Below are 25,459 nucleotides of genomic sequence, written 5' to 3' on the forward strand. Positions count from 1 at the left end.
GAGTTGCTCGGGGCAGGCTATCAGATCAGGGGGCCTCGGTGGCACCGATTGCTGCCAAGCCGCGGCGCCCGACCTCTTCGTCCGCATCCGAGGGCCCGCCGCTGACTCCGATTGCGCCGACAAACCGGCCTTCAACATATACACCCAGGGACCCTTGCGACGGGAAGACCGGTCCGCCATACACAAGGGAGCTCATCTGGCCGAAAACGATGGGGTTTGCCTGATATCGTTTTACAAGCTCGGCTCCAGACACTCCACCAGTCGCTGCTGAAGCGATTGCCTTGCCGCGTGCGACATCAAACGTCGCAAACGGCGCCCCGTCCATTCTTACGCCGCTTAGAAAATGGCCGGAAGCGTCGACTATGACAATGCTGACAGCTAGTTTTCGGTCCTTGGCAAAGCGACTGGCGGCATCCGTAAGCCGAACCGCTGCGTCCGCGCTAAGGGTCTGCAACTGTGTCGTGTCTGCCGCAGACGCGACCGACGCGCAGATAAAGTGCATGCCCAAGACCAAGGCGATACCGGGAAGCTTCATGATTTTCCTATGATTGATGTCTCTTCGAGGCACCGTATCAGGCCGGCGCCAGTGCCGGCCTGACGGCCTGGATCAGAAGAGGTGCCGCATGCCCATCATGACCCCGCGCGGATCGCTCACGCTGGTCGCAGTGACCCCGTTCGGGATGTTGGAGAACGTGTAGTTTGCAAGATTCGTATTCCAGATCTTGCTTGCGTTGGCATAGAGCGTAGTGCGCTTCGACATGGCGTACTGGTAGCCGATCGAGGCCTGCTGCCCACGATTCGGTGTGCCCACCGATTCTTGAAAGCCATACGCCAGCAGCACCAGGCCAGCTCCGCCCACAGGAATGGTGGCGCCAATATGGAATCCGCGGTCCTTGAGGGTAGATTGCCCAGGTACCCAACGCGTAGCTTGGCGCACGTTCGCAAACAGCTTCACCAAGGGAAATTCATAGGTGGCGCCAAGTGCGCGCTCGTCCCGATCGGCACCCGCCACGGCACTAATGCTGTAGGTGCGTTCGTATGCGACGCCCAGCCACAGGGGACCGCGCGAATAGGTAAGGCTGCCGGCCGCCAACGTGTCGGCATCACGTGGGGCGTCGGTCCGTTCAGCGCCGAACGAGTAGATGGCGCTCCCCTGCAGCCCGCCAAGCTCCGGGCTCTCGTACCGGATAGAGTTGTCGGCACGTGCGGTCAAGCTACTGCCAGCAGGACCGCTATTCTGCAGGCGTCCCAAGGGACCATATGGCGAGAAGCCGAAGGCCGATGCCTGCCCCTCGATGTAGTAGATCGGCGTGTTCTGGCGGCCGAGTGTCACCGCGCCCCATTCGTTGCTGCTCAGACCGACCCAGGCCTGGCGCCCGAACAGACGACCACCTTGCTGCGCTGTGCCGCTGTCAAGTGCGAGGCCGGTCTCCAGCGTGAAGACCGCGGATACGCCCTTCCCCAGTTCCTCTTTGCCACGCAGGCCCCAGCGCGACTGATACAGGCCGCCGTCTTCCACGCGCGCAACATGGCTCGCACCGGTATTGACGTACTCCATGTACTGATCGGCTACACCATACAGGGTTACCCCCGATTCTGCTGCCGCGATGCCAGGTACCGCTGCAACCGCCATTACCCAGAGTGCTCCCATCCTCTTCATGCGCTCTCCTCCTGCTCCGTCCTGATTGACGATATGGTTCCTTCCGGCCTTTTACCGGTGAAGCAAGGGTATGAGTTGATGCTCGGCGGGTAATAACCCAATCGTCCCGTCAATTGGAAGGGTGTGCAGAATGCGACATCGGCTCAAGTCATTGCCAGGCGCGTTAAGCCAATGGGGAACCGCAGGCTTGAAAGCCGGATTTGGACAGCCGTTCAGAGTCGCGACGGGGAAAAAATCTCGACGGGCCAGCCAGCATCACTGTGCTGGACAGCCAACCGAAAGATGCGGGCAAGTTCGGCGCCGATGTGAACGAGGCTCGCCATCCGGGCAAGATCACCCTCGTGACCTTGACTATTACCGACGTGAGCGGCATACACCTGCGGCGGACCCTGTCCGGCCCGCAGCGTCTGCGATTCGCGGTCGGCGTGGCGCTGCGCGTACGCGTCGCCGTCCTGCGCCCTCAGATGCGCATCGACGATGTCATCCACATCGATCCGCGTGTGGGCACCCTGGCGCTCCAATTCCATCCAACGGGGTTGACCCGCCTAACCAGCTTGCCTGTGCCTCCAATATTGGCTCCGCCGCCACATTGATCGGGAACCCACAGAACATGCTGATCGGCCAGACGTTGCACATGCCGTTTTTCGCCTATGTTGGCGAGGCGATGGTGCCAGTCACCTTCGGACTTTTGGCAACTTGGGCATTGATTACTTGGCAGGTAAAGGGTCGCAGGTCGGCTCCCGCAAGCGCTGCGGGCACGTTTGATGAGGCGGCACGGCGTGCCGACGAAGTGCCGCTGGACCGCTGGCAGACTACCAAGGGACTCGCAGTTGCGGCAGTGCTACTCGTGGCGTTCCTTGTCGGGCTTTGGCCGCGCGAGCACGTGGCGCTCATCGGCGCGGGCGTGTTGTTGATGAACCGCAAAATGCATTCCACTCGGACGCTTGGCCTCGTCGACTGGGAGCTCCTGATCCTGTTCATGGCGCTCTTCGTGGTCAATCATGCGCTACAGCAATCCGGCGTCACCGCCGCCGTCATCAACGACCTCGCCGCTGCCGGTCTTCACCTCGACCGGCTTGCACCGCTATTCGGGGCCACCTTTTTTCTGTCGAACCTCGTATCGAATGTGCCGGCCGTGATGCTGCTACTACCGCTGGCGCAGCACGAGCTGGCTGGACCGCTCCTTGCCTTGGTCAGTTCGCTGTCCGGCATCCTGTTCATTAACGGACGAGTTCGGGCCACTGCATTCGGATACTCGAATTCAAAATCGGTCGCTCAAGCAGACGCGGGTGTCCTTTGCTCACTTGACACCGTCCCGCTAATGGGTGTCCGATAAAACGGGGTAACCCAAGGGCGGTCTGTTGATCGTGTTCTCGCTCGAAACGTTGCGCGAGCAACCCAAGAGCCTGTAAAGCCGTCGCAAGGGACGCGAGTGCGGCCCTTGCAATAGAAAATGTGATGCGAGATGCGCGCGCGAAGCATGAAGGCATAGCCCGTGGCAAAATCGCCCACCAAGACCAGCTCACCCGTACGACAGTAGCAGAAACATTTGTTCGACGGATCCGGTCCAGAGACAGCAATGGCAGTTACCGATTTGAGAGTGGAACAGGGCAGATGAACTCATTATTTTCTTTCGGTACTGAGACTGGCGTCGGCTTCCAGGTCGCATGGGAGGACGGCGATCGCGTTGTCGGTCGAGGCTCGCGACTCGGCCCAGATGGCGAGCCGAAGGCTGTGCTGGCTGTGTGGCCCGCGGCCGAGCACCCGCTGCCCTCTAGCCTCGCTCGCCTCGCACACGAATACGACTTGAAGGGCGCGCTGGACGGCAGTTGGGCGGTGCGGCCGCTAGAGCTTGTGCGGGAACATGGTCGGACTGTTTTGCTGCTTGAGGACCCCGGCGGCGAGCCGCTTGCCGGGCTACTGGGCGCCCCCATGGAGGTAGGCCGTTTCTTGCGCCTGGCCATCAGCATCACCACGGCCCTGGACCAGGTCCACCAGCGGGGTCTTATACACAAGGACATCAAGCCGGCCCATATACTGGTGAACGATGCCGCTATCGAGGCGCGGCTCACGGGCTTCGGCATTGCCTCGCGCCAGTCGCGCGAGCGCCAGGCACTGGCGCCACCGGAAGAGATCGCCGGCACGCTGGCCTACATGGCCCCCGAGCAGACCGGACGCATGAACCGGCCAATCGACGCGCGGAGTGACCTCTACTCGCTCGGCGTCACGCTCTATCAAATGCTCACGGGCGTGCTACCGTTCACCACCGACGACCCGATGGACCTGTTGCACAGCCATCTCGCCCGACAGCCAACCCCGCCGGCGGAACGGGTACCGTCGATCCCGCCATTGCTTTCCGCCATGGTGATGAAGCTGCTTTCCAAGACGGCGGAGGAGCGCTACCAGACCGCAGCGGGGCTGGAGGCCGATCTACGGCGCAGTTTGGCCACATGGGAAAACCGGGGAAGCATTGACACCTTCCCGCTCGGCGAGCACGACCTGCCTGATCGCCCATTGATTCCGGAGCGGCTCTATGGACGGAAGCGCGAGATTGAGACCTTGCTCGCAGCCTTCGATAGGGTGGTGACCCAGGGCACGTCAGAGATTGTGCTGGTCTCCGGCTACGCCGGTATCGGGAAGACCTCGGCCGTGCTTGCGTTGCGCAGCGCACTGGCTCTCAGGAATGGTCTCTTTGCCTCGGGCAAGTTCGATCAGTACAAGCGAGACATCCCGTATGCGACGCTGGCACAGGCTTTCCAGAATCTGGTCCGCCCACTACTGGGCAAGAGCGAGGCCGACTTGGCGCCCTGGCGCGCCGCACTGGCGGAGGCGCTGGGCCCGAATGGCGGCCTCATGGTGCCGCTCATACCCGGGCTCGGGCTGATTCTGGGGCCGCAGGCGCCGGTTCCGGAGCTGCCGCCGCGCGACGAACAGCTCCGATTCCAGATGGTTTTCCAGCGCCTGCTTGCCGTCTTTGCTCAACCCGCGCGTCCGCTGGCACTCTTTCTCGACGACCTGCAGTGGCTGGATGCGGCAACACTTGATCTGCTCGAGTATCTGGCGACCCAGCCGGAGGTACGCCACGTGCTGCTTATCGGAGCCTATCGGAATGATGAAGTCAAGCCTGGACATCCGTTGCTACTGCGATTGTCGGCAATCCGCCAGGCCGGGGGGCGGGTAAATGACATTGCACTTTGCCCCCTTGGGTTCGACGATGTAAGCAGACTCATCGTCGATGCCTTGCATTGCGCAACTGGGGACGCCGCACCTCTGGCCCGCCTGGTGCAGGAGAAGACTGGCGGTAACCCATTTTTCGCTATCCAGTTCCTCACCGCCCTGAGCGAAGAGGGGCTGCTCGTTTTCGATCATCGTGGCGCGCGCTGGTCCTGGGACCTTGAGCAGATTCGGGCGAAGGGCTTCACCGACAATGTGGTCGATCTCATGCTCGCCAAGCTGAGACGCCTTCCCGCGGCGACCCGTAACGCCCTGACGCAGTTGGCGTGTCTCGGTAATGACGCGCCGATCGCCATCCTGACCATGGTCCAGGATGCCAGCGAGGCGGAGCTGGACGCGGCCCTGTGGCCGGCGGTACGCGCCGGACTTGTGTTGCGTTTGGGAAATATCTACCGATTCCTGCACGATCGTATCCAGGAGGCGGCCTACGCCCTGATTCCTGAAGGCGCGCGGCCGGCAGCGCACCTCGCTATTGGCAGACAGCTCGCTGCGGGCACGCCGCCCGAGGCAATAGCTGAGCGTGTCTTCGAGATCGTCGGCCAGCTCAACCGTGGCGCCGACCTTATCACCGCGGCCGAGGAGCGGGAGCAAGTGGCTGAGCTGAATCTGCTCGCCGGCCAGCGCGCCAAAGCGTCCACGGCCTACGCCTCGGCGCTAACCTATCTCACCGCCGGTGCAGCGTTCGTGCAGGGGGACGCCTGGAAGCACCGGCCAAAGTTTGCTTTCGCGCTCGAGTTCCATCTCGCCGAATGCGAATTTCTGACCGGCGCGTCGGCCGCGGCGGACGCGCGCCTGGCCGAGCTTGCGTGCCGTCCCGCCAGCCTCCCCGATCTGGCCTCCATCACCCAGCTGCGGCTGGAGCTGTTTCTGGCCCTCGGCCAGCGCGAGCGCGCCGTCGAGGTGGGCCTCGACAGCCTGTACCGGGCCGGCGTCCAGTGTTCGGCACACCCGACAGATGAGGAGGTTCTGCAGGAATACGATCGGATGTGGCGGCAACTTGGCGACCGCCCGATCGAGGCGCTGCTCGACCTGCCGATGATGACCAATGCGGTCGCGTGCGAGACAATGGATGTCCTGACCGCGCTAATGCTGCCGGCCTGGTACACCGACGTGAACCTGGGCTCCCTCATCATCGGACGGATGGCAAACCTCAGCCTCGAGCATGGCAACAGCGACGCGTCGTGCCTCGCCTATACCTGGCTCGGCATGCTCCTGGGGCCTCGGTCCGGCGACTACAAGGCGGCATTCCGCTTCGGCCAGCTCGGCCTGAACCTGGTCGAGCAGCGCGGGCTGGACCGCTTCAGGGCCCGCGTCTACCAGGCTTTCGGCGGCCACGTGATGCAATGGACGCAACCCATCCGTGCCTCGCGCAGCCTGGTGCGGCGCGCTTTCGACGTGGCCAGCAAGCTTGGTGACCTTACCTATGCGTCCTTCGCGCGCAACAACCTCATTACGCAGTTGCTCGCCTGCGGCGATCCGCTTGCCGAGGTGCAGAACGAAGCCGAGGCCGCGATCGGCTTCGCGCGCCGGGCGAGGTTCGGTCTCGCCGTCGACCGGGTTACCCCCCAGCTCCAGCTAGCGCGAACTCTGCGCGGCCTGACCCCGATCTTCGGCGTCTTCGATGATGATGATTTCAACGAGGAACAGTTTGAGCGGTATCTGGATGAGGCTCCGGGCCCCGCCCTCGCCACCTGCTGGTACTGGATCCGAAAACTGCAGGCACGCCTCCTCGCCGACGACCACGCAGCCGCCATAACGGCGGCGGACAGGGCAGAAAGTCTCCTCTGGACATCGCCATCGTTCTTCGAGCAGGCGGAATACCACTTCTACGCAGCGTTGGCGCGGGCCGCATGCTGCAGCACGGCCGCCGCGCCAGAACGGACCCAGCACCTGGAGGCATTGGCCGTACATCATCGCCAGCTCCTTATCTGGTCCGAGCATTGTCCAGAGAATTTCGAGAACAGAGCCGCACTGGTTGGCGCGGAAATCGCCCGCCTCGATGGGCGCGAAGTTGATGCAATGGGCCTCTACGAGCAGGCCATCCGCTCTGCACAGGACAATGATTTCATCCATAACCAGGCACTCGCCAACGAGTTGGCCGCGCGATTCTATGCTGCGCGTGGCTTTGAAAAGATTGCCCGCGTGTATTTGCAGGATGCCCGCCATGGCTATCTCCGCTGGGGCGCCGGCGGTAAGGTGCGGCAACTCGATGCGTTGTATCCGCACCTCTGGGGGGAAGAGCGAGCACCCGCACCGACGACGACGATCGGGGCGCCAGTCGAACACCTGGACCTCGCCACCGTGATTGCGGTGTCGCAAGCTGTGTCCGGCGAGATCGTCCTGGACAAATTACTCGACACCCTCATGCGCACCGCGATTGAACAGGCCGGCGCGGAACGGGGACTGCTGATCCTGCCCCGAGGGGCCGATCAGCGCATCGCAGCAGAGGCTACGACCGGTGGCGATATTGTCACGGTGCAGCTCCGCGACGAGAGCGTGACTGCGACTGCGCTGCCGGTATCGATGCTCCACTATGTCTTGCGCACCGGCGAGAACATTATTCTCGACAATGCCGCGACACAGAACCCATTTTCCGCCGATCCGTACATTCTGCAGCATCATGCCCGATCGATTCTCTGCCTGCCACTGCTCACACAGGCCAAGCTCATCGGGGTGCTTTACCTCGAGAACAACCTCTCACCACGCGTCTTCGCGCCGAGCCGAACCGCCGTGCTGAAGATGCTCGCCTCGCAGGCCGCGATCGCCCTGGAGATTACTTGTTTGTATCGGGATCTCGCACAACGCGAAGCGAAGATCCAGCGCCTGGTTGAGGCCAACATCATCGGGATCTGTATCTGGCACCTGGACGGCCGAATCCTCGAGGCCAATGACGCGTTCCTCCGCATGCTGGGCTACGACCGCGAGGACCTCGCCTCAGCCCCCTTGCGCTGGACGGACCTGACGCCCCCGGACTGGCGCGAGCGTGACGCACGGTTGCTCCAGGACCTTCGGATCAACGGGACCTTGCCGCCGTTCGAAAAAGAGTTCTTCCGCAAGGATGGAAGCCGCGTGCCCGTCCTGCTAGGGTGCGCGACATTCGAAGAGGGTGGGGACCAAGGTGTCTCCTACATACTTGATCTAACCGAGCGCAAGCGCGCCGAGGAGGCACTGCACCAGGCACAGGCCGAACTGGCACACGTTACCCGCGTGACGACGTTGAACGCGCTGACCGCCTCGATCGCTCACGAGGTCAACCAGCCGTTGACCGCCATCGTCGCCAACGCCAATGCGGCCCTGCGCTGGCTCGCTCGCCAGCCGCCCGATCTCGCCGAGGTGCGAGAGACGTTGGGGCGCGTCGTTCAGGATGGCCATCGGGCTGGCGCAGTGATTGGAGGAATGCGTGCGCTGCTTAAGAAGACGGCCGCCGTCACGGTGCACCTTGACATGAACACCCTTATCGAAGAYACGATTGGCCTCATCCGGGGAGAGGTAAGCCGCCATCAAGTCCTGCTCCGGACGGAGCTGGCGCCGGACCTGCCGCCGGTTGTGGGTGACCGGGTGCAGTTGCAGCAGGTGCTCCTGAACCTGATGATGAATAGCATCGAGGCAATGAAAGAGGTGGCAGAGCGGCCGCGGGAATTGCTGATTCGGTCAAGCCTCGACGCATCCGGCGCTGTGCTGGTTGCCGTTCAGGATGCTGGCATCGGACTGGAGCCGGAAGATCCGGAGCGGGTTTTCCAGACGTTCTTTACTACCAAGGCCGAAGGTCTGGGCATGGGCCTGGCGATCTGCCGGTTGATCGTCGAGGCACATGGAGGGCGGCTGTGGGCCAGCCCCAACGCGCCTTGCGGGGCCGTGTTTCAGTTCACCCTGCCGCCTCAAGACTAGATGCCGCCCGCCGACGGCGGGCGGCTACAGGGACTCAAAGCAGCGACTCGCAAATGCCGAGCTGCTGTGCCATCAATACAAGCTCGGCAAAGGTGCGCGCCTTCATCTTGCGCATGGCCTGGCCGCGATGAATTTTCACGGTGACCTCGCTGATACTTAGCTCGCTGGCGATCTGCTTGTTCAGCAGACCGGTCACCACCATGCGCATGACCTCGGCCTCACGCGGCGTCAGGCCCTGGTAGCTGGCTCGCAGTTCATCCAGCTTACGCATGCCATGGCGGCGATGCTGATCCTTTTGCAAGGCGGCCGCCACGGCATCGAGCAGGACCTGCTCGCGGAATGGCTTCGCCAAAAAATCCTCAGCACCAGCCTTCATAGCGGCAACGGTCATGGGGATGTCGCCGTAACCAGTCATAAAAATGATTGGGACTTGGATGCCCATTTGGGACAGCCGAGTCTGTAGGTCCAGGCCACTCTGCCCGCGGAGCCTGACATCGAGCAGAAGGCAAGTGGGCGCGTCCGGGAACTCGAATGCTAGCAGTTCGGCAGCGGATGCGAACAGTGCGACGCGCATCCCGACTGATCGGAAGAGGTTCTCCAACGCGCCGCGAAGCATCGCGTCGTCATCAACGATTAGCACCATCGCTTCATCACTCGCACTGGTGTCCGCGGTTACGAAGCTGTTGATTGTCACAGTCAATCTCCAGTGCACTCATCGGTGCGCGGGTCTGGGCAGGCCCACTCACGCCAATTTGGCATGATCCCCGCAAAACTTTGTATTACATCACATTGCCGAGATCCTGAATACTTATACCATGGGGTTAGTTCGGCGTGGCTCTCGGAGCCAGCCCCAGCCAGCCAGCCAGTATGCAGGGTGCAACACATCAGAGTCGCACACAGCCCTATGTCTCCTCACGCCGCAAGGGCCGGGGAAGCTATTCCCGTTTGCTGTGGCACGGCCTAGCGGTGTCGCGATGAAACCAAGGCGCGCACGACTAATACGAATCGACAATGGCCATGGCCGACAGCGCCGACTATTCTTGCGTCAGGTTGCGATCCGGATACAAACGCCAGTCGCGGCCCTTATGCCTAGCCGCCCCGACGCGGCTCTGTCGCGGCGGCTGGTGCCGCGGCAGCCCTACTCTCGCCCCCAACAGGAGCACGCAATGTCCAATCCCAAGCTTGAAGTCCTCACCCCGCAGAACAGCCAGCTGATCTTCATCGACCATCAACCGCAGATGGCTTTCGGCGTCCAGTCGATGGACCGCCAGGCGATGAAGAACAACGTCGTCGGCCTGGCCAAGGCGGCCAAGATCTTCAATATCCCGACGACGATCACCACCGTCGAGAGCGAGTCGTTCTCGGGCTTCACCTATCCGGAACTGCTCGACGTGTTTCCGGACCAGAAGACGCTGGAGCGCACCTCTATGAACTCGTGGGACGACCAGAAGGTGCGCGATGCGTTGAAGGCCAACGGCCGCAACAAGGTGATCGTGGCCGGCCTGTGGACTGAGGTCTGCAACACCACCTTCGCGCTGTGCGCCATGCTCGAAGGCAACTACGAGATCTACATGGTCGCCGACGCTTCGGGAGGCACAAGCAAGGAAGCCCACGATTATGCGATGCAGCGCATGGCCCAGGCCGGCGTGGTGCCGGTGACCTGGCAGCAGGTGCTGCTCGAATGGCAGCGCGACTGGGCCCACCGCGACACGTATGACGCCGTAATGAAGCTGGTGAAGGAACACTCGGGCGCCTACGGCATGGGTGTCGACTACGCGTACACGATGGTCCACAAGGCCGCCCAGCGCACGGCCACGGCGCATGAAGCCATCGCCCCGGTGCCCGCACGCTAAACAGCTGATCAAGAAAAAGACAGTCATCGGCCTACGCACGATTTCCGCGCATAGGCCGATGCAACCAGCGATCTCATTCATCCAGGATTTCGTGCCAACTTTCGGCTAGCCCTGATCATGCAAAAAGAACACACCCAGGACCCAGGTCACAACATCGATGCATCGCGCCGGCAACTGCTGGTAGGCAGCACCGTTGGCGCCGCGGCCGCATCAGTGGCTTCGATTGTCGCACTAACGCCCACGGCCGCGGAAGCCGCGCCAGCCAGCAGCCGCGCCACAAAGCAGGACCACTACGTCACGACCAAAGACGGCACGCGCATCTTCTACAAGGACTGGGGCACGGGCCGCCCGGTGGTGTTCTCCCACGGCTGGCCGCTCCATGCCGACGCCTGGGACGCCCAGATGCTGTTCCTCGTGCAGAAGGGCTTTCGGGTGATCGCCCATGACCGGCGCGGCCATGGCCGTTCGGACCAGCCCGCGCAGGGCAATGACATGGACACCTACGCCGACGACCTGGCCGCGCTGCTGGACGCCCTCGACATCAAGGGCGCAACGCTGGTCGGTCACTCCACCGGCGGCGGCGAGGTGGCGCACTACATCGGCCGTCATGGCACGAAGCGCGTGGCCAAGGCGGTGCTGATCGGCGCGGTGCCGCCTATCATGCTCAAGACCGCGGCCAATCCGAACGGCCTGCCGATGGAGGTGTTCGACGGCATCCGCAAGGGCGTGGCGGAAAACCGCTCGCAATTCTACAAGGACCTGGCCGTGCCGTTCTTCGGTTTCAACCGGCCCGGCGCCAAGGTTTCGCAAGGCACCATCGATGCGTTCTGGGCGCAGGGCATGGCCGGTGGCCTCCTGGGCCAGTACGCCTGCATCAAGGAGTTCTCGGAAGTGGACTACACCGAGGACCTGAAGAAAATCACCGTGCCGACGCTGATCCTGCACGGTGACGACGACCAGATCGTACCTATCGGCAATTCGGGCCGCCTGTCGGCCAAGATCGTCAAGAACGCCACGCTCAAGGTATATCCGGGTGCGTCGCACGGCATGTGCGTGATCAACGCCGACCAGGTCAATGCTGACCTGCTGGCCTTCCTGAACGCATAAGCCGAGATGTCCATTACCCGCCGGCACTTCATCGCCTCGGCTGCCGCCCTCGGTGCGGCAGCCTCTTCGGAGCTACTCGCCATGTCACCGACCCCGACTCCCGACCTCATCCTCGTCAACGGCAAGTTCGCCACGCTCGACCGTACCAACCCGCAGGCCGACGCCGTGGCCATGCGCGATGGCCGCTTCGTCGGCGTCGGCACGCGACAGGACATCATGAAACTGGCCGGGGCGCAGACGAAGGTTGTCGACCTAAACGGCCGGCGGGCCATCCCCGGGCTGATCGACAGCCACATGCACATCATCCGCGGCGGCCTGAACTACAACATGGAGCTGCGTTGGGACGGCGTGCGCTCGCTGGCGGACGCCATGCGCATGCTCAGGGACCAGGTCGCCCGCACGCCCGCCCCGCAATGGGTGCGCGTGGTGGGCGGCTTTACCGAGCACCAGTTCGCAGAAAAGCGCCTGCCGACCATCGAGGAACTGAACGCGGTAGCGCCCGACACGCCGGTGTTCATCCTGCACCTGTATGACCGCGCGATCCTGAACGGCGCGGCGCTGCGCGCGGTGGGCTATACCAAGGACACGCCAAATCCGCCGGGCGGCGAGATCGTGCACGACAAGGCTGGCAATCCCACCGGCCTGCTGCTGGCCAAGCCGAACGCGACGATTCTGTATGCGACGCTCGCCAAGGGGCCGAAGCTGCCGCCCGAATACCAGAAGAACTCCACGCGCCACTTCATGCGAGAGGTGAACCGCCTGGGCGTGACCGGCGTGATCGACGCCGGCGGCGGCTACCAGAACTACCCCGAGGACTACAACATCATCGAGGAGCTGCACAAGGACGGGCAGCTCACGGTGYGGCTGGCGTACAACCTGTTCACGCAGAAGCCGAAGGAAGAACTCAGCGACTTCAAGACGTGGACGTCGACGGTGCAGCCCGGCCAGGGCGATGACCTCTATCGCCACAACGGCGCCGGTGAAATGCTGGTCTACACGGCGGCGGACTTCGAGGACTTCCGCGTCGAGCGCCCCGACATGGCGCCGTCGATGGAAGCCGATCTGGAGCCGGTGATCCGCCTGCTGGCGGAGAAGCGCTGGCCGTGGCGGCTGCATGCCACCTACGACCAGACCATCTCCCGTGCGCTGGATGTCTATGAGAAGGTAGCCAAAGACATCCCGTTCAACGGCCTGAACTGGTTCTTCGACCACGCCGAGACGATTTCCGACCGCAATATCGACCGCATCGCCGCGCTCGGTGGCGGCATCGCGGTGCAGCACCGCATGGCCTACCAGGGCGAGTACTTTGTCGAGCGCTATGGCGCACGCGCTGCCGAAGCCACGCCGCCGGTCAAGAAGATGCTGGAAAGAGGCGTGAAAGTCGGCGCCGGCACCGACGCCACACGCGTGGCCTCGTACAACCCGTGGGTCTCGCTGTACTGGCTGACCACGGGCAAGACCGTCGGCGGCATGTCGATGTATCCACAGGCCAACCTGCTCGATCGCGAAACGGCGCTGCGCCTGTGGACCGAGGCCAACACCTGGTTCTCATCTGAAGTGGGCAAGAAGGGCCAGATCAAGGTGGGCCAGCTGGCCGACCTGGCCGTGCTGTCGGCCGACTACTTCGCCGTGCCGGGCGACGACATCCAGGACATCACGTCTGTGATGACGGTGCTGGGCGGCAAGGTGGTCTATGGCGACAACGAATTCGGCAAGCACTCGCCGGACATTCCGCCGGCGATGCCGGACTGGTCTCCGGCCCGTCATGGCAGCCAGTACCAGCCGCGCCCGACGGCCAAGGCAAAGCAGCTCGCGATGAACACCGCCTGTGGCTGCGCCAGCTCGTGCGGCGTGCATGGTCATGCTCACGCCAAGGCCTGGACATCGAGCGTGCCGACGTCGGACGAAAGCAGCTTCTGGGGGGCGCTGGGCTGCTCGTGCTGGGCGTTCTGAACGTTCCCGGCCGCTAACGCATCTCGCAATCCGTACCGTATTGAAACCGGAGACCCGCCATGCATTCCTCGTCTTCTCCGCTGGTGGCAGCCGGCAATTCCTCCCACCTGCTGCCGCGCTGGGTGCGCTGGATCGCCCTGCTGCTGCTTTGCGCGGCGTACCTGCAAGGCGGGCTGGTCAAGCTGTTTGACTTCTCCAGCGCAGTGACAGAGATGCAGCGCTTCGGCCTGTCGCCCGCCGTGCCGCTGGCTGCGGCGACGATTGCGCTGGAGCTTGGTGCGTCGGCAATGATCCTGACCGGCTTCTGGCGCTGGCTAGGCGCACTGGCGCTGGCGGCGTTCACGCTGATGGCCACGTTCCTGGCCAACCGGTTTTGGAGCGCACCGCCCGAGGCGTAGTTCATGATGGCTAACGCGTTCTTCGAACATCTGGGCCTGGTGGGTGGGTTCCTGCTCGTGGCGTGGGATGACCTTCGCACGCGGAGACAACCATGACGCAATCTGCCACCTCGGCAGCCAGGCCTGCATCGGGGGGCACGTTTGCCCCGCTGGCCCAACCCACGTTTGCGGTACTGTGGGTGGCCACGATCCTCGGTAACATTGGCAGCTTCATGCGCGATGTGGCCAGCGCATGGCTGGCAACCGATCTTTCCACTTCACCGGCGGCGGTCGCCACGATCCAGGCGGCTGCCACGCTGCCAGTATTCCTGCTAGCGATTCCGGCCGGTGTGCTCTCCGACATCCTCGACCGGCGCCGCTTCCTGATCGTGATCCAGATCGGACTGGCCATGGTCAGTGGCACGCTGATGCTGCTGGCGTGGCGCCAGGCGCTGACAATCGAAATCCTGATTGGGCTGGCGTTCGTCGGCGGTGTGGGTGCGGCGATGATGGGGCCGACGTGGCAGTCGATCGTGCCCGAACTCGTGCCGCCGAGCACGCTGCGACAGGCCGTGGCGCTGAACTCGCTGGGCGTGAACGTCGCCCGTGCGATTGGACCGGCTACCGGGGGTCTGCTGCTCGCGGCATTCGGCGCGGCTGCCACGTATAGCGCAGACCTGCTCAGCTATGTGTTCGTCATCGCTGCGCTGATCTGGTGGAAGCGTCCCGAAAAGCCAAGCGATCCGCTGCGCGAACACTTCTTCAGCGCTTTCCGAGCAGGCTTACGCTTCACACGCGCGCACAGCAAGCTGCACGTAGTATTGGCGCGCGCTGCCGTGCATTTTGCCTTCGGCAGCGGCGTATGGGCGTTGTTGCCGCTGGTAGCCCGTCAGCTGCTGCATGGCGGTGCCGGCCTCTATGGCGTGTTGCTGGGCGCAGTGGGCGCTGGCGCGATCCTTGGCGCGCTGACGATGTCCAGGCTGCAGCAGCGGCTCGATGCAGATGGCATGGTGCTATTGTCCGCGATCGTCACGGCGGTCGTCATGGCGGCTCTGTCGAGCGCACCACCCATATGGCTGGCATTGCCGCTGCTATTGCTGCTTGGCGCCGCGTGGATCATGGCGCTGACCACGCTCGGCGGCGCGGCGCAGGCGATCCTGCCGAACTGGGTGCGCGGCCGCGCGCTGGCGGTCTACCAGATGGTGTTCAACGGCGCGCTGGCAGGTGGCAGCCTGGTCTGGGGCTTTGTGGCGCAGGCACTGGGCACACCGCATGCGCTGCTGATCGCCGCGGCGGGGCTGGTCGTTACCGCGCTGATCCTGCACCGCATGCGGCTGCCGCGCGGCGAAGAAGACCTCGGTCCCGCACGTCACTGGCCCGAACCGGAGATGGCCGGCGAGATCGCGCACGACCGTGGTCCGGTGATGATCCTGATCGAATACTGCATCCCGCCCGCCAACCGCGATGCGTTTCTGCATGCGGTGCACAAGCTGTCGGAAGAGCGTTTGCGTGACGGCGCGTTCAGCTGGGGCGTGATGGAAGATCCGGCCAACCCCGAACTGCTGACCGAGTGGTTCCTGGTCGAGTCGTGGGCCGAGCACCTGCGCCAGCACGAGCGCGTACCGCACGCCGATGCCGATGTGCAGCGCGACTTGGCCAGCTTCCACGTGGGCGTCGAGCCGCCCCACGTGAGACACCTGCTCGGCCTGGGCTTGCCGCCGGCGTGACGTCGCACCGATTTCCCCCTCTCCAACCTTGTCACATATGAAACTCTATCTCATCTCCCTTGGCGCCGGCATCCTGGTCGGCATTATCTATGCACTGATGCAGGTCCGCTCGCCTGCGCCGCCCGCAATTGCTTTGATCGGGCTGCTGGGCATGCTGATTGGCGAGCAGGTTGTGCCRCCGGTCAAGCGCATGCTGGCCGGCGAGCCCGTCACCATTGCATGGTTCCGCGGCGAATGCGTCCCGAAGATTACGGGTACACCGCCCAAAGCGGACACGGCCGTTGAACCGTCGGCATCCCTCCCCGCGCGTAGCAAGGAAGGGAACCAATAACAGCATGAGCCGCTCCCGAAAGCAGCCCGAAGCACCTGCCAGCCGCACTAACGCAATCGCGCCCCGGCGCATTCACGTGGCCCTGGCTGCGTCTTTGGCCGCGGCCGCGGCACCTCTGCCGTGGCGGACAACAACGTCGCGATCTATGGCCGGCTGAACACGGCGATCGAGTATGTGACCGTGACCACCGCAACCGACGGCACCAGATTGGGCAATACGGCGCGGCTCACGAATAACCGCTCTGTGTTCGGCTTACGGGGCGAGGAACAGTTGGCCAACGGGATCAAGGCGATCTGGCAAATCGAAAGCGCCCTGTCGATTGACAACGGCACGGGGCAAATCGCCGCGCGAGATACCCGGCTCGGCCTTCAGAGCCCGTACGGCACCCTATTCATGGGCAACTGGGACACACCATACACAAGTGCGACCAAGAGCTACGACCCGTTACCCCACCACTGCGGGTTACATGGCGCTGATAGGCAATGGCGCTGCCTCTACCAGCGACAATGTCCAGAACACCAGCTCATTTGATCGACGGCAGAAGAACTCGTTGTACTACCAGTCGCCGACGTGGCACGGCTTGAGCGGCGCCATCGCCTGGGGATTGCCGGAAGAGAAAACAACGGTGCCGCGCAATCCGGCGCTGTATTCCTTTGCCACCGCCTATGACCACGGCAACCTGAACCTGACGCTCGCCTATGAAATCCACCAGCACTATCAGACCAGCGGACGCAACGACGACGCAATCAAAGCAGGTGTTCGACGACGGCCAGAGGCAGCGGCTGTTCGCGAACATCGCGGTGGCGATGCAGGGCGTGCCCGAGGAGATCGTGCGCGTGCAGATTGAGAATTTCACCAAGGCCGATCCGACCTATGGTGAAGGAATCCGGCGTGCAGTGAACTGCCTAAAGTAAGCTGACCGATTCACCGCTGTCCTGCTCCGGAGGGCAGCGGGAACTTGAGTCGGTACCAGCAAGACTGGCACTTGCCGCGGTCTGCGATCGAGCGGCTGGCGGCACCAAGCCAAGTCTCGTGCCTTCGACGATTTCAGCAAGATAACGCGTCACTGCGGGCAAGCAGGCCGACTGCAGGCTAAGGACGCGACGCTGCTCCGCTACTACAGCAGCATCGACAATCCCAATAGCGCCATCTACCATCAATCATCAATCATCAAACGGTCCCGGGGCCGCCCGCACCCACAAGGACTTTTGAATATGCGGTGCCATTTCGAAGCAACCATGTATGTAATACCTTGGTATGAATCGGACAGAATAGCTGGCCGGCTCACTATCGCGGGGGGACTGATTTTCCTGGCCAGCGTGACTTCATCGCAACGTAGCGTGGGACGTGCACCCGAGGAATCGGCAATACCATCGTATGATAGGGTATGCACCGGTTTGGCGTTACTATTCCAGCAGAGCATTGCCAGCGCTCAACGCGTATACAAGGAGTCAGTGTGATAGCTCGCGCCACGATCGCAATAGTTGACGACGATGTCGCTGTCCGAAATGCCGTGGGCGGGCTGCTGCGTTCGCTCGATCTTGGCGTGCAATTGTTCGGAGGCGGTCAAGAGCTACTGCGGTGCACTTCGCTGCCTTGCCTGTCCTGCGTGATCACAGACGCGAAAATGCCCGGCATGGACGGCTTCGCTTTGATAGAGGCCCTGCGCGCACGCAATCTCGATATGCCTGTCATTTTCATGACTGCATTTGCGCATGAGGGATTCGATCAGCGTGCCATGGCATTGGGTGCGACGTGCGTCCTTTACAAGCCCTTCCAGGATACGGACATGATCCACTGCATTGAAAAAGCGTTGCGTCCTCGCAAGACGGACACTCCTCCATCGTGAGTGTGTCGTGCAGTCCTTACATGACCTTCGTCCTCTGCACGCCGCCCGATGCCGTCCCTACGCTCGGGTTGCGGTTCTAAGCTGTCGAGGCCGCAGCCGGATAGCAGGCTGCTCAGCAGCTTCGGACTTAGAGGGAAGCAGCACGAGACCGAGAGTTTGCGCAAGTAGCACCAGATAAGCGAAACTCCGAGCCCTCATTTTTCGCATTGCCTGGCATCGATGAACTTTGACAGTCACCACGCTGATGCACATGGCGGCGGCAATCTCCTTGTTTGTCAAACCTGATGTGGCATGCGCCATGACCTCACTCTCCCGCAGCGTCAGGGAACGAAAGCAGTCGCGCGCTGCAGCCAGTCGGCACAAATGCTCACGTCGCGAGCCCTCCTTCTGTAGTGCCTCCGTGACGGCATCGAGCAGTTCCTGTTCACGGAACGGCTTGGAAAGAAAGTGTTCTGCTCCCGCCTTCATGGCAGCAACCGTCATCGGAATGTCCCCGTAGCCGGTCATGCGCCATCGCAAACAGCTCGCCGCTCAATTCACGGCCTGGCGCGAATGCACTGAAGTCGCCCAAGATCCGTCAATGTCAGCCGGGAACGGGCTATTATTCCAAGGCACTGCGCGCAGTGTTTTCGCCAGGACAAGCACTGTAGAGAGGTTTCCCAATATGCTAACAAGGAAAGAGGCGATATGGAGATGAAACACTTTGCAGCCACCGTCGCCGTCTTGGCTGCCGGTAGTGCGTATGCCCAGTCCAGCGTGACACTGTATGGCCTGATTGACGTTGGCATCGAGTACCAAAACCACCAACCCGGCGGCGACCATGGCGTGACGCGCATGACCTCCGGCAACCTGGCAGGCAGCCGCTGGGGCCTGCGCGGCGTGGAAGACCTCGGAGGTGGCCTGAAGGGTGTCTTCGTGCTGGAAAACGGCTTCACGGTGGACGACGGCAAGTCATCCTTCGCAGGCCGCCTGTTTGGTCGCCAGGCCTATGTTGGCCTGCAGAACAATTGGAACGCCCTGACCCTGGGCCGGCATCAGACGCCGTTCCATGATTTCAACGTTGACTTCGACCCGATGGCCGTCAGCACCAACTACTCGATCCTGGGGCAGGACGCCGCTTTCGGCAGCCGTGCCGATAACTCGGTCAAGTACATCGGCACCTTCAGTGGCCTGTCCGCCAAGGCGCTGTACAGCTTTGGCGCGAACACCGGCGCCGGCGCCTCTGGTGAAGTCCCTGGCAGCCCGAGGATCGGGCGCGAGTACAGTGCCAGCCTGACCTACGCTGCGGGTCCGTTCGCTGTCGGCGCCATCTACGACTCAACCAATCCCGGCGCGGCCGCGACCGGTCCCCTGACGGAGGCCGAAATCCGCCGCGCCGGCCTGGCCGGCTCGTACTCCATCGGCCCCGCCAAGGCCTACGCCGGATATCGTTGGGCCAAGGCGCTCGGTGGCGCCACGCTCCCGGGTAATCTCGGCGCTAACAACGTCTCTAATCTGTACTGGCTGGGTCTGCGCTATCAGCTGATCCCGGCATTGTCCCTGACCGGCGTTGCCTACTTCCAGGACTTCCGGGGCACCAAGGCGGATCCGTGGAGCTTCGTGGCATCGGCTGACTACGCGCTGTCCAAGCGTACCGATGCCTACTTGAACCTCGGTTACACCAAGAACAAGGATGGCTCGAATTTAGGCCTGACCGCAGGTGGCACCGGCTCCATTCAGGGGACCGGCTTCGGCACGGTTTCCGGCTCGGAAAACCAGTTCGGTGCGGTGCTTGGCATCCGTCACAAGTTCTAGCAGGCTGGCCCGTCAGTCTTGATCAGGGGGCGAGGGTCGCGTCATGGTTGAACGCGCCGCCTCGCAGGTTTTCACGCCAGCACCAGCCTGGCCTGCCACCGCTGGCGGCATAGCGCCGCCAGCAGCAGTACCGGCAGCAGGACACAGCAGAAGCTGACGGCAGCGAACGCCAGCGCGCCCAGCACCGCACCGGCGGCAAAGCCCGCCACAGCGGGCAACATCTTGCGCAAGCGCACGTGGATCGCGCCTGCCTGCTCAGGCCCGGCCGACGACAAATCGACCAGGTCGATCACGATCTGGGTAGTATTACCGGTCATGATCGTGGTAGCGGCCCCTGACCAAGATACGCCCAAGCCGCTATCATAATCCTTCTGGTTATATAAGAAGCGATACTAATTACTTGTGGAAATAAGCAGCAAACTGTCACCTGACCCAGCTAGGCTGGCCGGCCTTTCAGCGATTGTCGAGATCCTGTATGGCCACCGTCGAGCGTACCGCCTACCCGCGTTTCCCGAAGGTCTTTTCCCTCAAGGAATTGCGGGCCTGTTACACACCAAGCGCGGAAGAGCTGGACTGGGCAACCCGGTCCACACGCGGGCAAGAATCCCGACTTGGTCTGCTGGTGCTCCTGAAGGTCTTTCAGCAGTTACACCACTTCCCGGACCTTGACACTATTCCTGCCAGCGTGACGGAGTTGGTGCGCATCAGTGCCGGCCTGAGCCTAGGTACGAAGTTTGGCTACGACCGGAAGGTGTCGCCGACCTTGTTCCGGCACTACAGGGCCGTGCGAGAATTCCTTGGCATCCAGGCCTACCTCGGCACCGCTGCCAACGAGGTTACTATCCGCGCTGCGCGCGACGCCGCCGAAACGATGGACCAGCCGGTAGATATCATCAACGCGACGATCGATGCGCTGGTCCTGCGTCAGATCGTTGCTGACGTTGAATACGCCTATAGGCAATACCTCTCCGCTCGCATTGGCGGCAGTCCAAGGCCGCACTGAGCACTGCCCCAACGTTACGATTCCTCCTCGTCGAAACGGGGGCGCAATGGAGAGCCAGAAACGCGTGGGGTATCACGATTTAAAAGCCTATACGCAGCTCCTGTCCTCTGGGAAGCATCAGGGATTCGTCCTGGTGAAACACCACACACTCGCTGGCATTGTTCAGACGGTCTTTCGAGCGGGAAGATCGATCACGGAGGAAGCTGAGGCGTTTGCACAAGCAGAAGGCAAAATGGAGCATCTAGTCAATATTCTCACGGCTTAAGCAATCGTCGCGGGCCTTGCCACGCGTCGACCGTCTTCCGGTGCCGCGCCGCGCAATCCCCTAGCGCCCCCAGCAGATCCCGCATAACCCATTCCTGCCAGGCGTCATTTCGGCCAGTAACGCGCACGCCCGGACGATGTCGGGCTGGTCGAAGCCTTGATGAATCGCGCAAGCGACGCCTCGACCGCCTTATGCGGATTTGTGCGCTCTTGCGAAGTTCGCAGCGTTGTCCATGACAGGGGGCACGCAGTTCAAGCGGAGCGCGCGTTGGGCTGTGGTGATTTCGGTGCATGGCGCCCATGAGCCTGCGGCCCACTTGCCCCTTCGAATGACTGCTTGAGCATTAGACGCAGTCGTAGAGGCTGCCCCAGGCCGAAGGGCAGCTCTTGCCGACTGACACTGGCGTCGCGGATCTCGGGGTCGATCAGGCGCTTGTCGGCCATCGGGCGTCATTCGTCTGAGCGCCGGACCGGACATTCAAGCGTCTGCCTCGAACAAATAGCGGCCTCTCACCCGTCGTTGATGTTCAGTATGGAGCCGCCTGTAGATTACCGAATGCCGCGGGCCTATTCCGCGCTCCACGCATTGTCGTAGAAGACATGCGCTCCGATACATGCGCATCGGAGCGTTTCGCGCTTTATGTCCGCAAGGGCCTTAATCCTGCGCGCACTTCACTCGCGAAAATCATCGGTTCTTCCCACGCCGCAAAGTGCCCACCTGTTTCAGGTTTATTGAAGTAGATCAGGTTGTGATAGGCCTTTTCGGTCCAGCTCCTCGGCGCCTGGTAATTTTCCCCCGGAAACGCGCTGACGGCAGCCGGCACGTTGACGTCGGCTGCAAGGAAGAAGTTCGAGTGCGATTCCCAGTAGAAACGCGCTGCCGAGATGCCAGTATTGGTCAGCCAATATAGCGTGATGTCGTCAAGCAGGTCGTCTCGCGTCAGCGCGCCGGCGGAATGGCCGTTGACGGGATGACCGAGCACGGCCGCGCTCAACGCCGCGGCGGGCTGGCCGTAACCGTCGCCATGGTCGAGGAGCCAGGAAGCCAGCGCGACGGGCGAGTCGGCGAGTCCATATAGCGTTTGCGGGCGCGTACCCATTTCGAGTGCATATCCGCGCTTTCTCTTGAAGTTTGCGCTCAATTGCTCATACCCATGCTTTTCCTCATCCGACAAGCCAGCGGGCGTCGGATCGCCCGCGACAAGCGACTTGAGAATGTCCGCCGGCACGGACGCAGGGAAGTTCACGTGTATGCCGATCAGTTCAGGTGGCGCCTGCATGGCCATGATGTTGGTCAGAACGCCGCCGAGATCGCCGCCTTGCGAAGCAAATTTGTCGTAGCCAAGGCGCTTCATAAGCACGACCCACGCGCGCGCGGTGCGCTCCGGCCCCCAGCCAGTCGTGGTGGGCCTGGCAGAGAATCCGTAGCCAGGCAAGGACGGAATCACGAGATGGAACGCATCTGAAGCCGGAGCGCCGTACGCGGTCGGATTGACGAGCGGATCAATGATCTTGAACTGTTCGATGACTGATCCAGGCCAGCCGTGCGTCACGATCAACGGCATCGCGTTTTCGTGCTTCGACCGTACATGGATGAAATGGATATCGAGCCCGTCGATCTCGGTCATGAACTGCGGATACGAATTCAGTCGCGCTTCGCATTTGCGCCAGTCATAGCCGGTCGCCCAGTATTGAGCGAGCCCTTGGATGGTTGCGAGCTGAATGCCCTGCGATTCGTCGGGCACGGTCTCACGGTCCGGCCAGCGCGTGGCCTTGATGCGCCGCCGCATGTCGACGAGCTGCGATTCGGGGACGTGAACGCGGAACGGGCGAATCGCGGTCTTGTCGCCGATCGCAGGCTCCGTGATCTTGCCGAATGCCAGGCTTGTGCCTGCGAAGCCGAGCGGGCTCAGCGAGCCGGCGGCGGTCGCTGCGACGGCCGTACCGACAAAGTGCCGGCGCGATGAGGATATGGGAGCGTTGTTTGACATGGGATCGGTCTCCAGCCTTAAACTGTGTGTTGCCTTGCGAGTCAAGTCAGATGTGTGCAGCCTCACGAAGGCTTATATGCTCATTGGCTTGCGGCCCGTGAGCTTGAACAGGTCAATTGTCATGCGGGCGCATCGTCTCTACGCGAACTGGCTTGAAGCCCGCGCGAAGCTCTTCGGAAAAAAGCATCGGCTGCTCCCAGGCCGCAAAGTGCCCGCCCTTGTCGACCTTGTTGTAATAGACGAGATTGGGATACGCCCGCCCCGTCCAACTCCGCGGCGCCTGATATTGCTCGCCGGGGAACACGCTCACGGCCACCGGGATCTTGACGCCTTTGGCATTAAAGAAGCCGCCCTTGTATTCCCAGTAGAGACGAGATGCCGAAACACCAGTATTCGTCAGCCAGTACAGCGTGATGTTGTCGAGGATTTCGTCGCGCGTCAGTTCGCCTGTAGCGCTGCTGGTCCGCTGCAGAGCCGAGGCGACTGCCGCAGCCGGTTGACCATCGGCATCGTTATGGTCGAGGAGCCACGCGGCGAGGCCGACAGGTGAATCGGCAATGCCGTAGAGCGTTTGCGGACGCGAGCCCATCAGCCGGGCGTAGTTCACTTCCTTGAACGTCAGGTCGAGCTGCTCGAAGGCGCGTTTCTCCTCCGCTGACAGGCCGGCTGGCGCCGGGCCGCCGATCTGGAGCACCTTGTCGATGTCGGCTGGAACCGTCGCGGGCATATTGGTGTGGATGCCAAGCAGTCCCTGAGGAGCCTGCAATCCCATTTGATCGACGACAAATGCACCCCAGTCGCCGCCCTGGGCGACATAGCGGGTGTAGCCGAGGCGCTTCATCAAGACTGCCCATGCCTTGGCCATGCGCTCGGGACCCCAGCCGGTGCTCGTCGGCTTGCCTGAAAATCCATAGCCGGGCATTGACGGAATCACCACGTGGAAAGCGTCCGATGCGCTCGCACCGTGGGCTGTGGGATTGGTCAATGGATCGATGATCTTCAGTTGCTCGATGATCGAGCCGGGCCATCCGTGGTTGATGATCAGCGGCAAGGCATTGTCATGCTTCGAACGAACGTGGATGAAGTGAATGTTCAACCCGTCGATTTCGGTTATGAACTGCGGCAGAGCATTCAGCTTCGCCTCGACCTTGCGCCAGTCGTAACCGGTCGCCCAATAGCGCGCGAGTGCCTGAATCGTCGCGAGCTGCACACCTTGGGATTCATCCGAAACAGTTTCCCGCTCAGGCCAATTTGTTTCCCTGATGCGTCGACGCAATTCGACGAGCTTTGATTCCGGAAAATTCACATGAAACGGATGCACGGCAACCCCGTCACTGCCCTGAAGTGGGGCACCTGTAGTCATGGCATTTGCATGCTGTGAGAGATTGAAAATTCCGAGCGATCCCGCGGTAACGCTTGCCGCCGCGGCTGCGGAAAAGCGACGGCGATTGAAATTGGGCTTATCTTGCATATCAAATTTCTCGGCAAGTGGAAGGATTGGGGCGTCGTGGTCGTCAGTGGTGTTACTCCACCGAGTACACAGCTTGTAAATTGATTGACTGGCCGTTTATCGATTGACGCGATATCGGGAATGGTTCCGCCCTCGCTTCGTGGAGGACTTGCGGCAAAGCCGCTGGATGCCCCGTGGCCAGGGCCGTTCGAACGAGCCTTCGTCGCTGTCGGCTGTGTCAGGCAGGAATGCGATACAGAGCGCAGAGCTTGTTGCCATCCGGATCACGCACATAGGCGAGATACAGCGGGCCCGCTTCCGTGTTGCGTACACCAGGCGGATCCTCGACGGATCTGCCGCCGTTGGCGACCGCGGCGGCATGCAGGGCATCCACCTGGTCCATCGACTGGCAGGTGAAGCCAATCGTGCCGCCATTGGCGGGGGTGGCCGGCTGACCATCAAGTGGCCGGGTCACTATCAACAAGCCCTTGTCGGAGAGATAGGCATAGTCGCCGATAGCTCGGAGCAGGCCCTCGCCATAGCCGAGCGTGCCCAGAACGGCGTCGTAGAATTTCCTGGCTCTTTCCAGGTCGTTGGTGCCGACCACTACATGACTGAACATTGCGGGGTCCTTCCTTGGGAAACAGGTTGAGCGCGGCCGGTTCGACAGTCAGAGCCGGCAAAGCGACCGCACGACATGCCACGATTTCAGGATCGAACTCGTGCGGCGGCACGTCTTCATCGGATACGCCTGCCTACCTCTCAGTGGGACTCCACATGCGCACCGTCGGTGTACGGACTGCGTGGTTCCTGCACCGAACGGGCGCTGTCGGTGTACGGGCCACCCGCGCCGTGATGGGACAGTCCGGCTGCCTGCGCCCCGGCAGCGGCGGTAACCAGGGCGATAGTGAGTACGAAGCGCTTGGCGATGTTGCTAGTCATGATCGATTTCCTTGAGGTCATTGAGTAAAAAGTCGC

The 25,459-nt window shown here is 62.3% G+C and carries 19 protein-coding genes and 4 pseudogenes; 13 read left to right on the forward strand and 10 right to left on the reverse strand.

Annotated features, from left to right (window positions below; translation table 11 throughout):
* Positions 1-25: 25 nt before the first annotated feature.
* From AC1DK4_RS25920 to AC1DK4_RS25930, 3 genes are all read right to left on the reverse strand, one after another.
* The gene (locus tag AC1DK4_RS25920; protein WP_441643522.1) at positions 26-535 is read right to left on the reverse strand and encodes a GlcG/HbpS family heme-binding protein; all 510 of its coding nucleotides are present in this window, start codon (positions 533-535) and stop codon (positions 26-28) included.
* Positions 536-607: 72 nt separating this feature from the next.
* A complete protein-coding gene (locus AC1DK4_RS25925) occupies positions 608-1,660 on the reverse strand; it encodes a porin (protein ID WP_441621660.1) in 1,053 nt (350 codons plus the stop codon).
* Between the two features lie 212 nt (positions 1,661-1,872).
* Positions 1,873-2,187, reverse strand: coding sequence for a hypothetical protein (locus AC1DK4_RS25930; protein ID WP_441621728.1), 315 nt, complete (start codon positions 2,185-2,187; stop codon positions 1,873-1,875).
* Between AC1DK4_RS25930 and AC1DK4_RS25935 the strand changes: the two genes are divergently transcribed.
* Positions 2,181-2,996 (forward strand): SLC13 family permease, encoded by an 816-nt coding sequence (locus AC1DK4_RS25935; protein WP_441621720.1) that lies wholly within the window; start codon positions 2,181-2,183, stop codon positions 2,994-2,996. The two genes, AC1DK4_RS25930 and AC1DK4_RS25935, sit on opposite strands and share 7 nt — an antisense overlap.
* Positions 2,997-3,274: 278 nt before the next feature.
* Positions 3,275-8,782 (forward strand): trifunctional serine/threonine-protein kinase/ATP-binding protein/sensor histidine kinase, encoded by a 5,508-nt coding sequence (locus AC1DK4_RS25940; protein ID WP_441621662.1) that lies wholly within the window; start codon positions 3,275-3,277, stop codon positions 8,780-8,782.
* A 34-nt stretch (positions 8,783-8,816) separates the two neighbouring features.
* Here AC1DK4_RS25940 and AC1DK4_RS25945 read toward each other — a convergent pair whose 3' ends face one another.
* On the reverse strand, positions 8,817-9,425 hold the full coding sequence (locus AC1DK4_RS25945) for a response regulator transcription factor (RefSeq protein ID WP_441621722.1): 609 nt from the start codon (positions 9,423-9,425) through the stop codon (positions 8,817-8,819).
* 523 nt (positions 9,426-9,948) lie between these two features.
* Between AC1DK4_RS25945 and AC1DK4_RS25950 the strand changes: the two genes are divergently transcribed.
* The 9 genes and pseudogenes from AC1DK4_RS25950 to AC1DK4_RS25990 all read left to right on the forward strand — a co-directional run bounded on the left by AC1DK4_RS25950 (position 9,949) and on the right by AC1DK4_RS25990 (position 17,979).
* Entirely contained in the window at positions 9,949-10,635 is a 687-nt protein-coding gene (locus AC1DK4_RS25950; RefSeq protein WP_441621664.1) for a hydrolase, read from the forward strand.
* Between the two features lie 117 nt (positions 10,636-10,752).
* Complete coding sequence (locus AC1DK4_RS25955; protein ID WP_441621666.1) at positions 10,753-11,742, forward strand: alpha/beta fold hydrolase; 990 nt, start codon at positions 10,753-10,755, stop codon at positions 11,740-11,742.
* A gap of 6 nt (positions 11,743-11,748) precedes the next feature.
* Positions 11,749-13,695 carry an amidohydrolase gene (locus AC1DK4_RS25960; RefSeq protein WP_477131865.1) on the forward strand — a complete coding sequence of 649 codons (1,947 nt, stop codon included), beginning with the start codon at positions 11,749-11,751 and terminating at the stop codon, positions 13,693-13,695.
* 59 nt (positions 13,696-13,754) lie between these two features.
* Positions 13,755-14,189, forward strand: a pseudogene (locus tag AC1DK4_RS25965) (DoxX family protein).
* Entirely contained in the window at positions 14,186-15,799 is a 1,614-nt protein-coding gene (locus AC1DK4_RS25970; RefSeq protein WP_441621669.1) for an MFS transporter, read from the forward strand. The pseudogene AC1DK4_RS25965 and the gene AC1DK4_RS25970 overlap by 4 nt, the downstream one beginning before the upstream one ends.
* A gap of 37 nt (positions 15,800-15,836) precedes the next feature.
* Positions 15,837-16,130, forward strand: a complete 294-nt coding sequence (locus AC1DK4_RS25975; protein WP_441621671.1) for a XapX domain-containing protein — start codon at positions 15,837-15,839, stop codon at positions 16,128-16,130.
* Positions 16,131-16,134: 4 nt separating this feature from the next.
* A pseudogene (locus AC1DK4_RS25980) lies at positions 16,135-16,890 on the forward strand (porin); the annotation flags it as partial.
* Between the two features lie 46 nt (positions 16,891-16,936).
* The gene (locus AC1DK4_RS25985; protein WP_441621673.1) at positions 16,937-17,044 is read left to right on the forward strand and encodes a hypothetical protein; all 108 of its coding nucleotides are present in this window, start codon (positions 16,937-16,939) and stop codon (positions 17,042-17,044) included.
* Between the two features lie 542 nt (positions 17,045-17,586).
* Positions 17,587-17,979 (forward strand): response regulator transcription factor, encoded by a 393-nt coding sequence (locus tag AC1DK4_RS25990; RefSeq protein ID WP_441621675.1) that lies wholly within the window; start codon positions 17,587-17,589, stop codon positions 17,977-17,979.
* Positions 17,980-18,036: 57 nt separating this feature from the next.
* Here the strand turns inward: AC1DK4_RS25990 and AC1DK4_RS25995 are convergent.
* Positions 18,037-18,486 (reverse strand): annotated as a pseudogene (locus AC1DK4_RS25995) (response regulator transcription factor); the annotation flags it as partial.
* 180 nt (positions 18,487-18,666) lie between these two features.
* Between AC1DK4_RS25995 and AC1DK4_RS26000 the strand changes: the two are divergent.
* Positions 18,667-19,773, forward strand: coding sequence for a porin (locus AC1DK4_RS26000; protein ID WP_441621676.1), 1,107 nt, complete (start codon positions 18,667-18,669; stop codon positions 19,771-19,773).
* Between the two features lie 71 nt (positions 19,774-19,844).
* Here the strand turns inward: AC1DK4_RS26000 and AC1DK4_RS26005 are convergent, their stop codons facing one another.
* The gene (locus AC1DK4_RS26005; protein ID WP_441621678.1) at positions 19,845-20,126 is read right to left on the reverse strand and encodes a DUF1275 family protein; all 282 of its coding nucleotides are present in this window, start codon (positions 20,124-20,126) and stop codon (positions 19,845-19,847) included.
* Positions 20,127-20,248: 122 nt separating this feature from the next.
* On the opposite strand from AC1DK4_RS26005, the pseudogene AC1DK4_RS26010 reads away from it, so the two are divergent.
* Positions 20,249-20,704: pseudogene (locus AC1DK4_RS26010) on the forward strand (DUF4158 domain-containing protein); the annotation flags it as partial.
* A gap of 974 nt (positions 20,705-21,678) precedes the next feature.
* Here the strand turns inward: AC1DK4_RS26010 and AC1DK4_RS26015 are convergent.
* The 4 genes from AC1DK4_RS26015 to AC1DK4_RS26030 all read right to left on the reverse strand — a co-directional run bounded on the left by AC1DK4_RS26015 (position 21,679) and on the right by AC1DK4_RS26030 (position 25,423).
* Complete coding sequence (locus AC1DK4_RS26015) at positions 21,679-23,031, reverse strand: epoxide hydrolase family protein (RefSeq protein ID WP_441621679.1); 1,353 nt, start codon at positions 23,029-23,031, stop codon at positions 21,679-21,681.
* Positions 23,032-23,143: 112 nt separating this feature from the next.
* The gene (locus AC1DK4_RS26020; RefSeq protein ID WP_441621681.1) at positions 23,144-24,502 is read right to left on the reverse strand and encodes an epoxide hydrolase family protein; all 1,359 of its coding nucleotides are present in this window, start codon (positions 24,500-24,502) and stop codon (positions 23,144-23,146) included.
* Positions 24,503-24,719: 217 nt separating this feature from the next.
* Positions 24,720-25,103, reverse strand: coding sequence for a VOC family protein (locus tag AC1DK4_RS26025; RefSeq protein ID WP_441621683.1), 384 nt, complete (start codon positions 25,101-25,103; stop codon positions 24,720-24,722).
* 140 nt (positions 25,104-25,243) lie between these two features.
* Complete coding sequence (locus tag AC1DK4_RS26030) at positions 25,244-25,423, reverse strand: hypothetical protein (protein ID WP_441621684.1); 180 nt, start codon at positions 25,421-25,423, stop codon at positions 25,244-25,246.
* Positions 25,424-25,459 lie beyond the last annotated feature (36 nt).

It is taken from the genome of Cupriavidus sp. 05N38 (assembly GCF_056397345.1).

Bases quoted from the DNA above. Each gene is read 5' to 3' on its own strand.
- AC1DK4_RS25920 (WP_441643522.1), bottom strand. From the start codon at position 535: ATGAAGCTTCCCGGTATCGCCTTGGTCTTGGGCATGCACTTTATCTGC.
- AC1DK4_RS25925 (WP_441621660.1), bottom strand. From the start codon at position 1,660: ATGAAGAGGATGGGAGCACTCTGGGTAATGGCGGTTGCAGCGGTACCT.
- AC1DK4_RS25930 (WP_441621728.1), bottom strand. From the start codon at position 2,187: ATGGAATTGGAGCGCCAGGGTGCCCACACGCGGATCGATGTGGATGAC.
- AC1DK4_RS25945 (WP_441621722.1), bottom strand. From the start codon at position 9,425: ATGGTGCTAATCGTTGATGACGACGCGATGCTTCGCGGCGCGTTGGAG.
- AC1DK4_RS25950 (WP_441621664.1), top strand. From the start codon at position 9,949: ATGTCCAATCCCAAGCTTGAAGTCCTCACCCCGCAGAACAGCCAGCTG.
- AC1DK4_RS25955 (WP_441621666.1), top strand. From the start codon at position 10,753: ATGCAAAAAGAACACACCCAGGACCCAGGTCACAACATCGATGCATCG.
- AC1DK4_RS25970 (WP_441621669.1), top strand. From the start codon at position 14,186: ATGACGCAATCTGCCACCTCGGCAGCCAGGCCTGCATCGGGGGGCACG.
- AC1DK4_RS25985 (WP_441621673.1), top strand. From the start codon at position 16,937: ATGCAGGGCGTGCCCGAGGAGATCGTGCGCGTGCAGATTGAGAATTTC.
- AC1DK4_RS26000 (WP_441621676.1), top strand. From the start codon at position 18,667: ATGGAGATGAAACACTTTGCAGCCACCGTCGCCGTCTTGGCTGCCGGT.
- AC1DK4_RS26015 (WP_441621679.1), bottom strand. From the start codon at position 23,031: ATGTCAAACAACGCTCCCATATCCTCATCGCGCCGGCACTTTGTCGGT.
- AC1DK4_RS26020 (WP_441621681.1), bottom strand. From the start codon at position 24,502: ATGCAAGATAAGCCCAATTTCAATCGCCGTCGCTTTTCCGCAGCCGCG.
- AC1DK4_RS26025 (WP_441621683.1), bottom strand. From the start codon at position 25,103: ATGTTCAGTCATGTAGTGGTCGGCACCAACGACCTGGAAAGAGCCAGG.
- AC1DK4_RS26030 (WP_441621684.1), bottom strand. From the start codon at position 25,423: ATGACTAGCAACATCGCCAAGCGCTTCGTACTCACTATCGCCCTGGTT.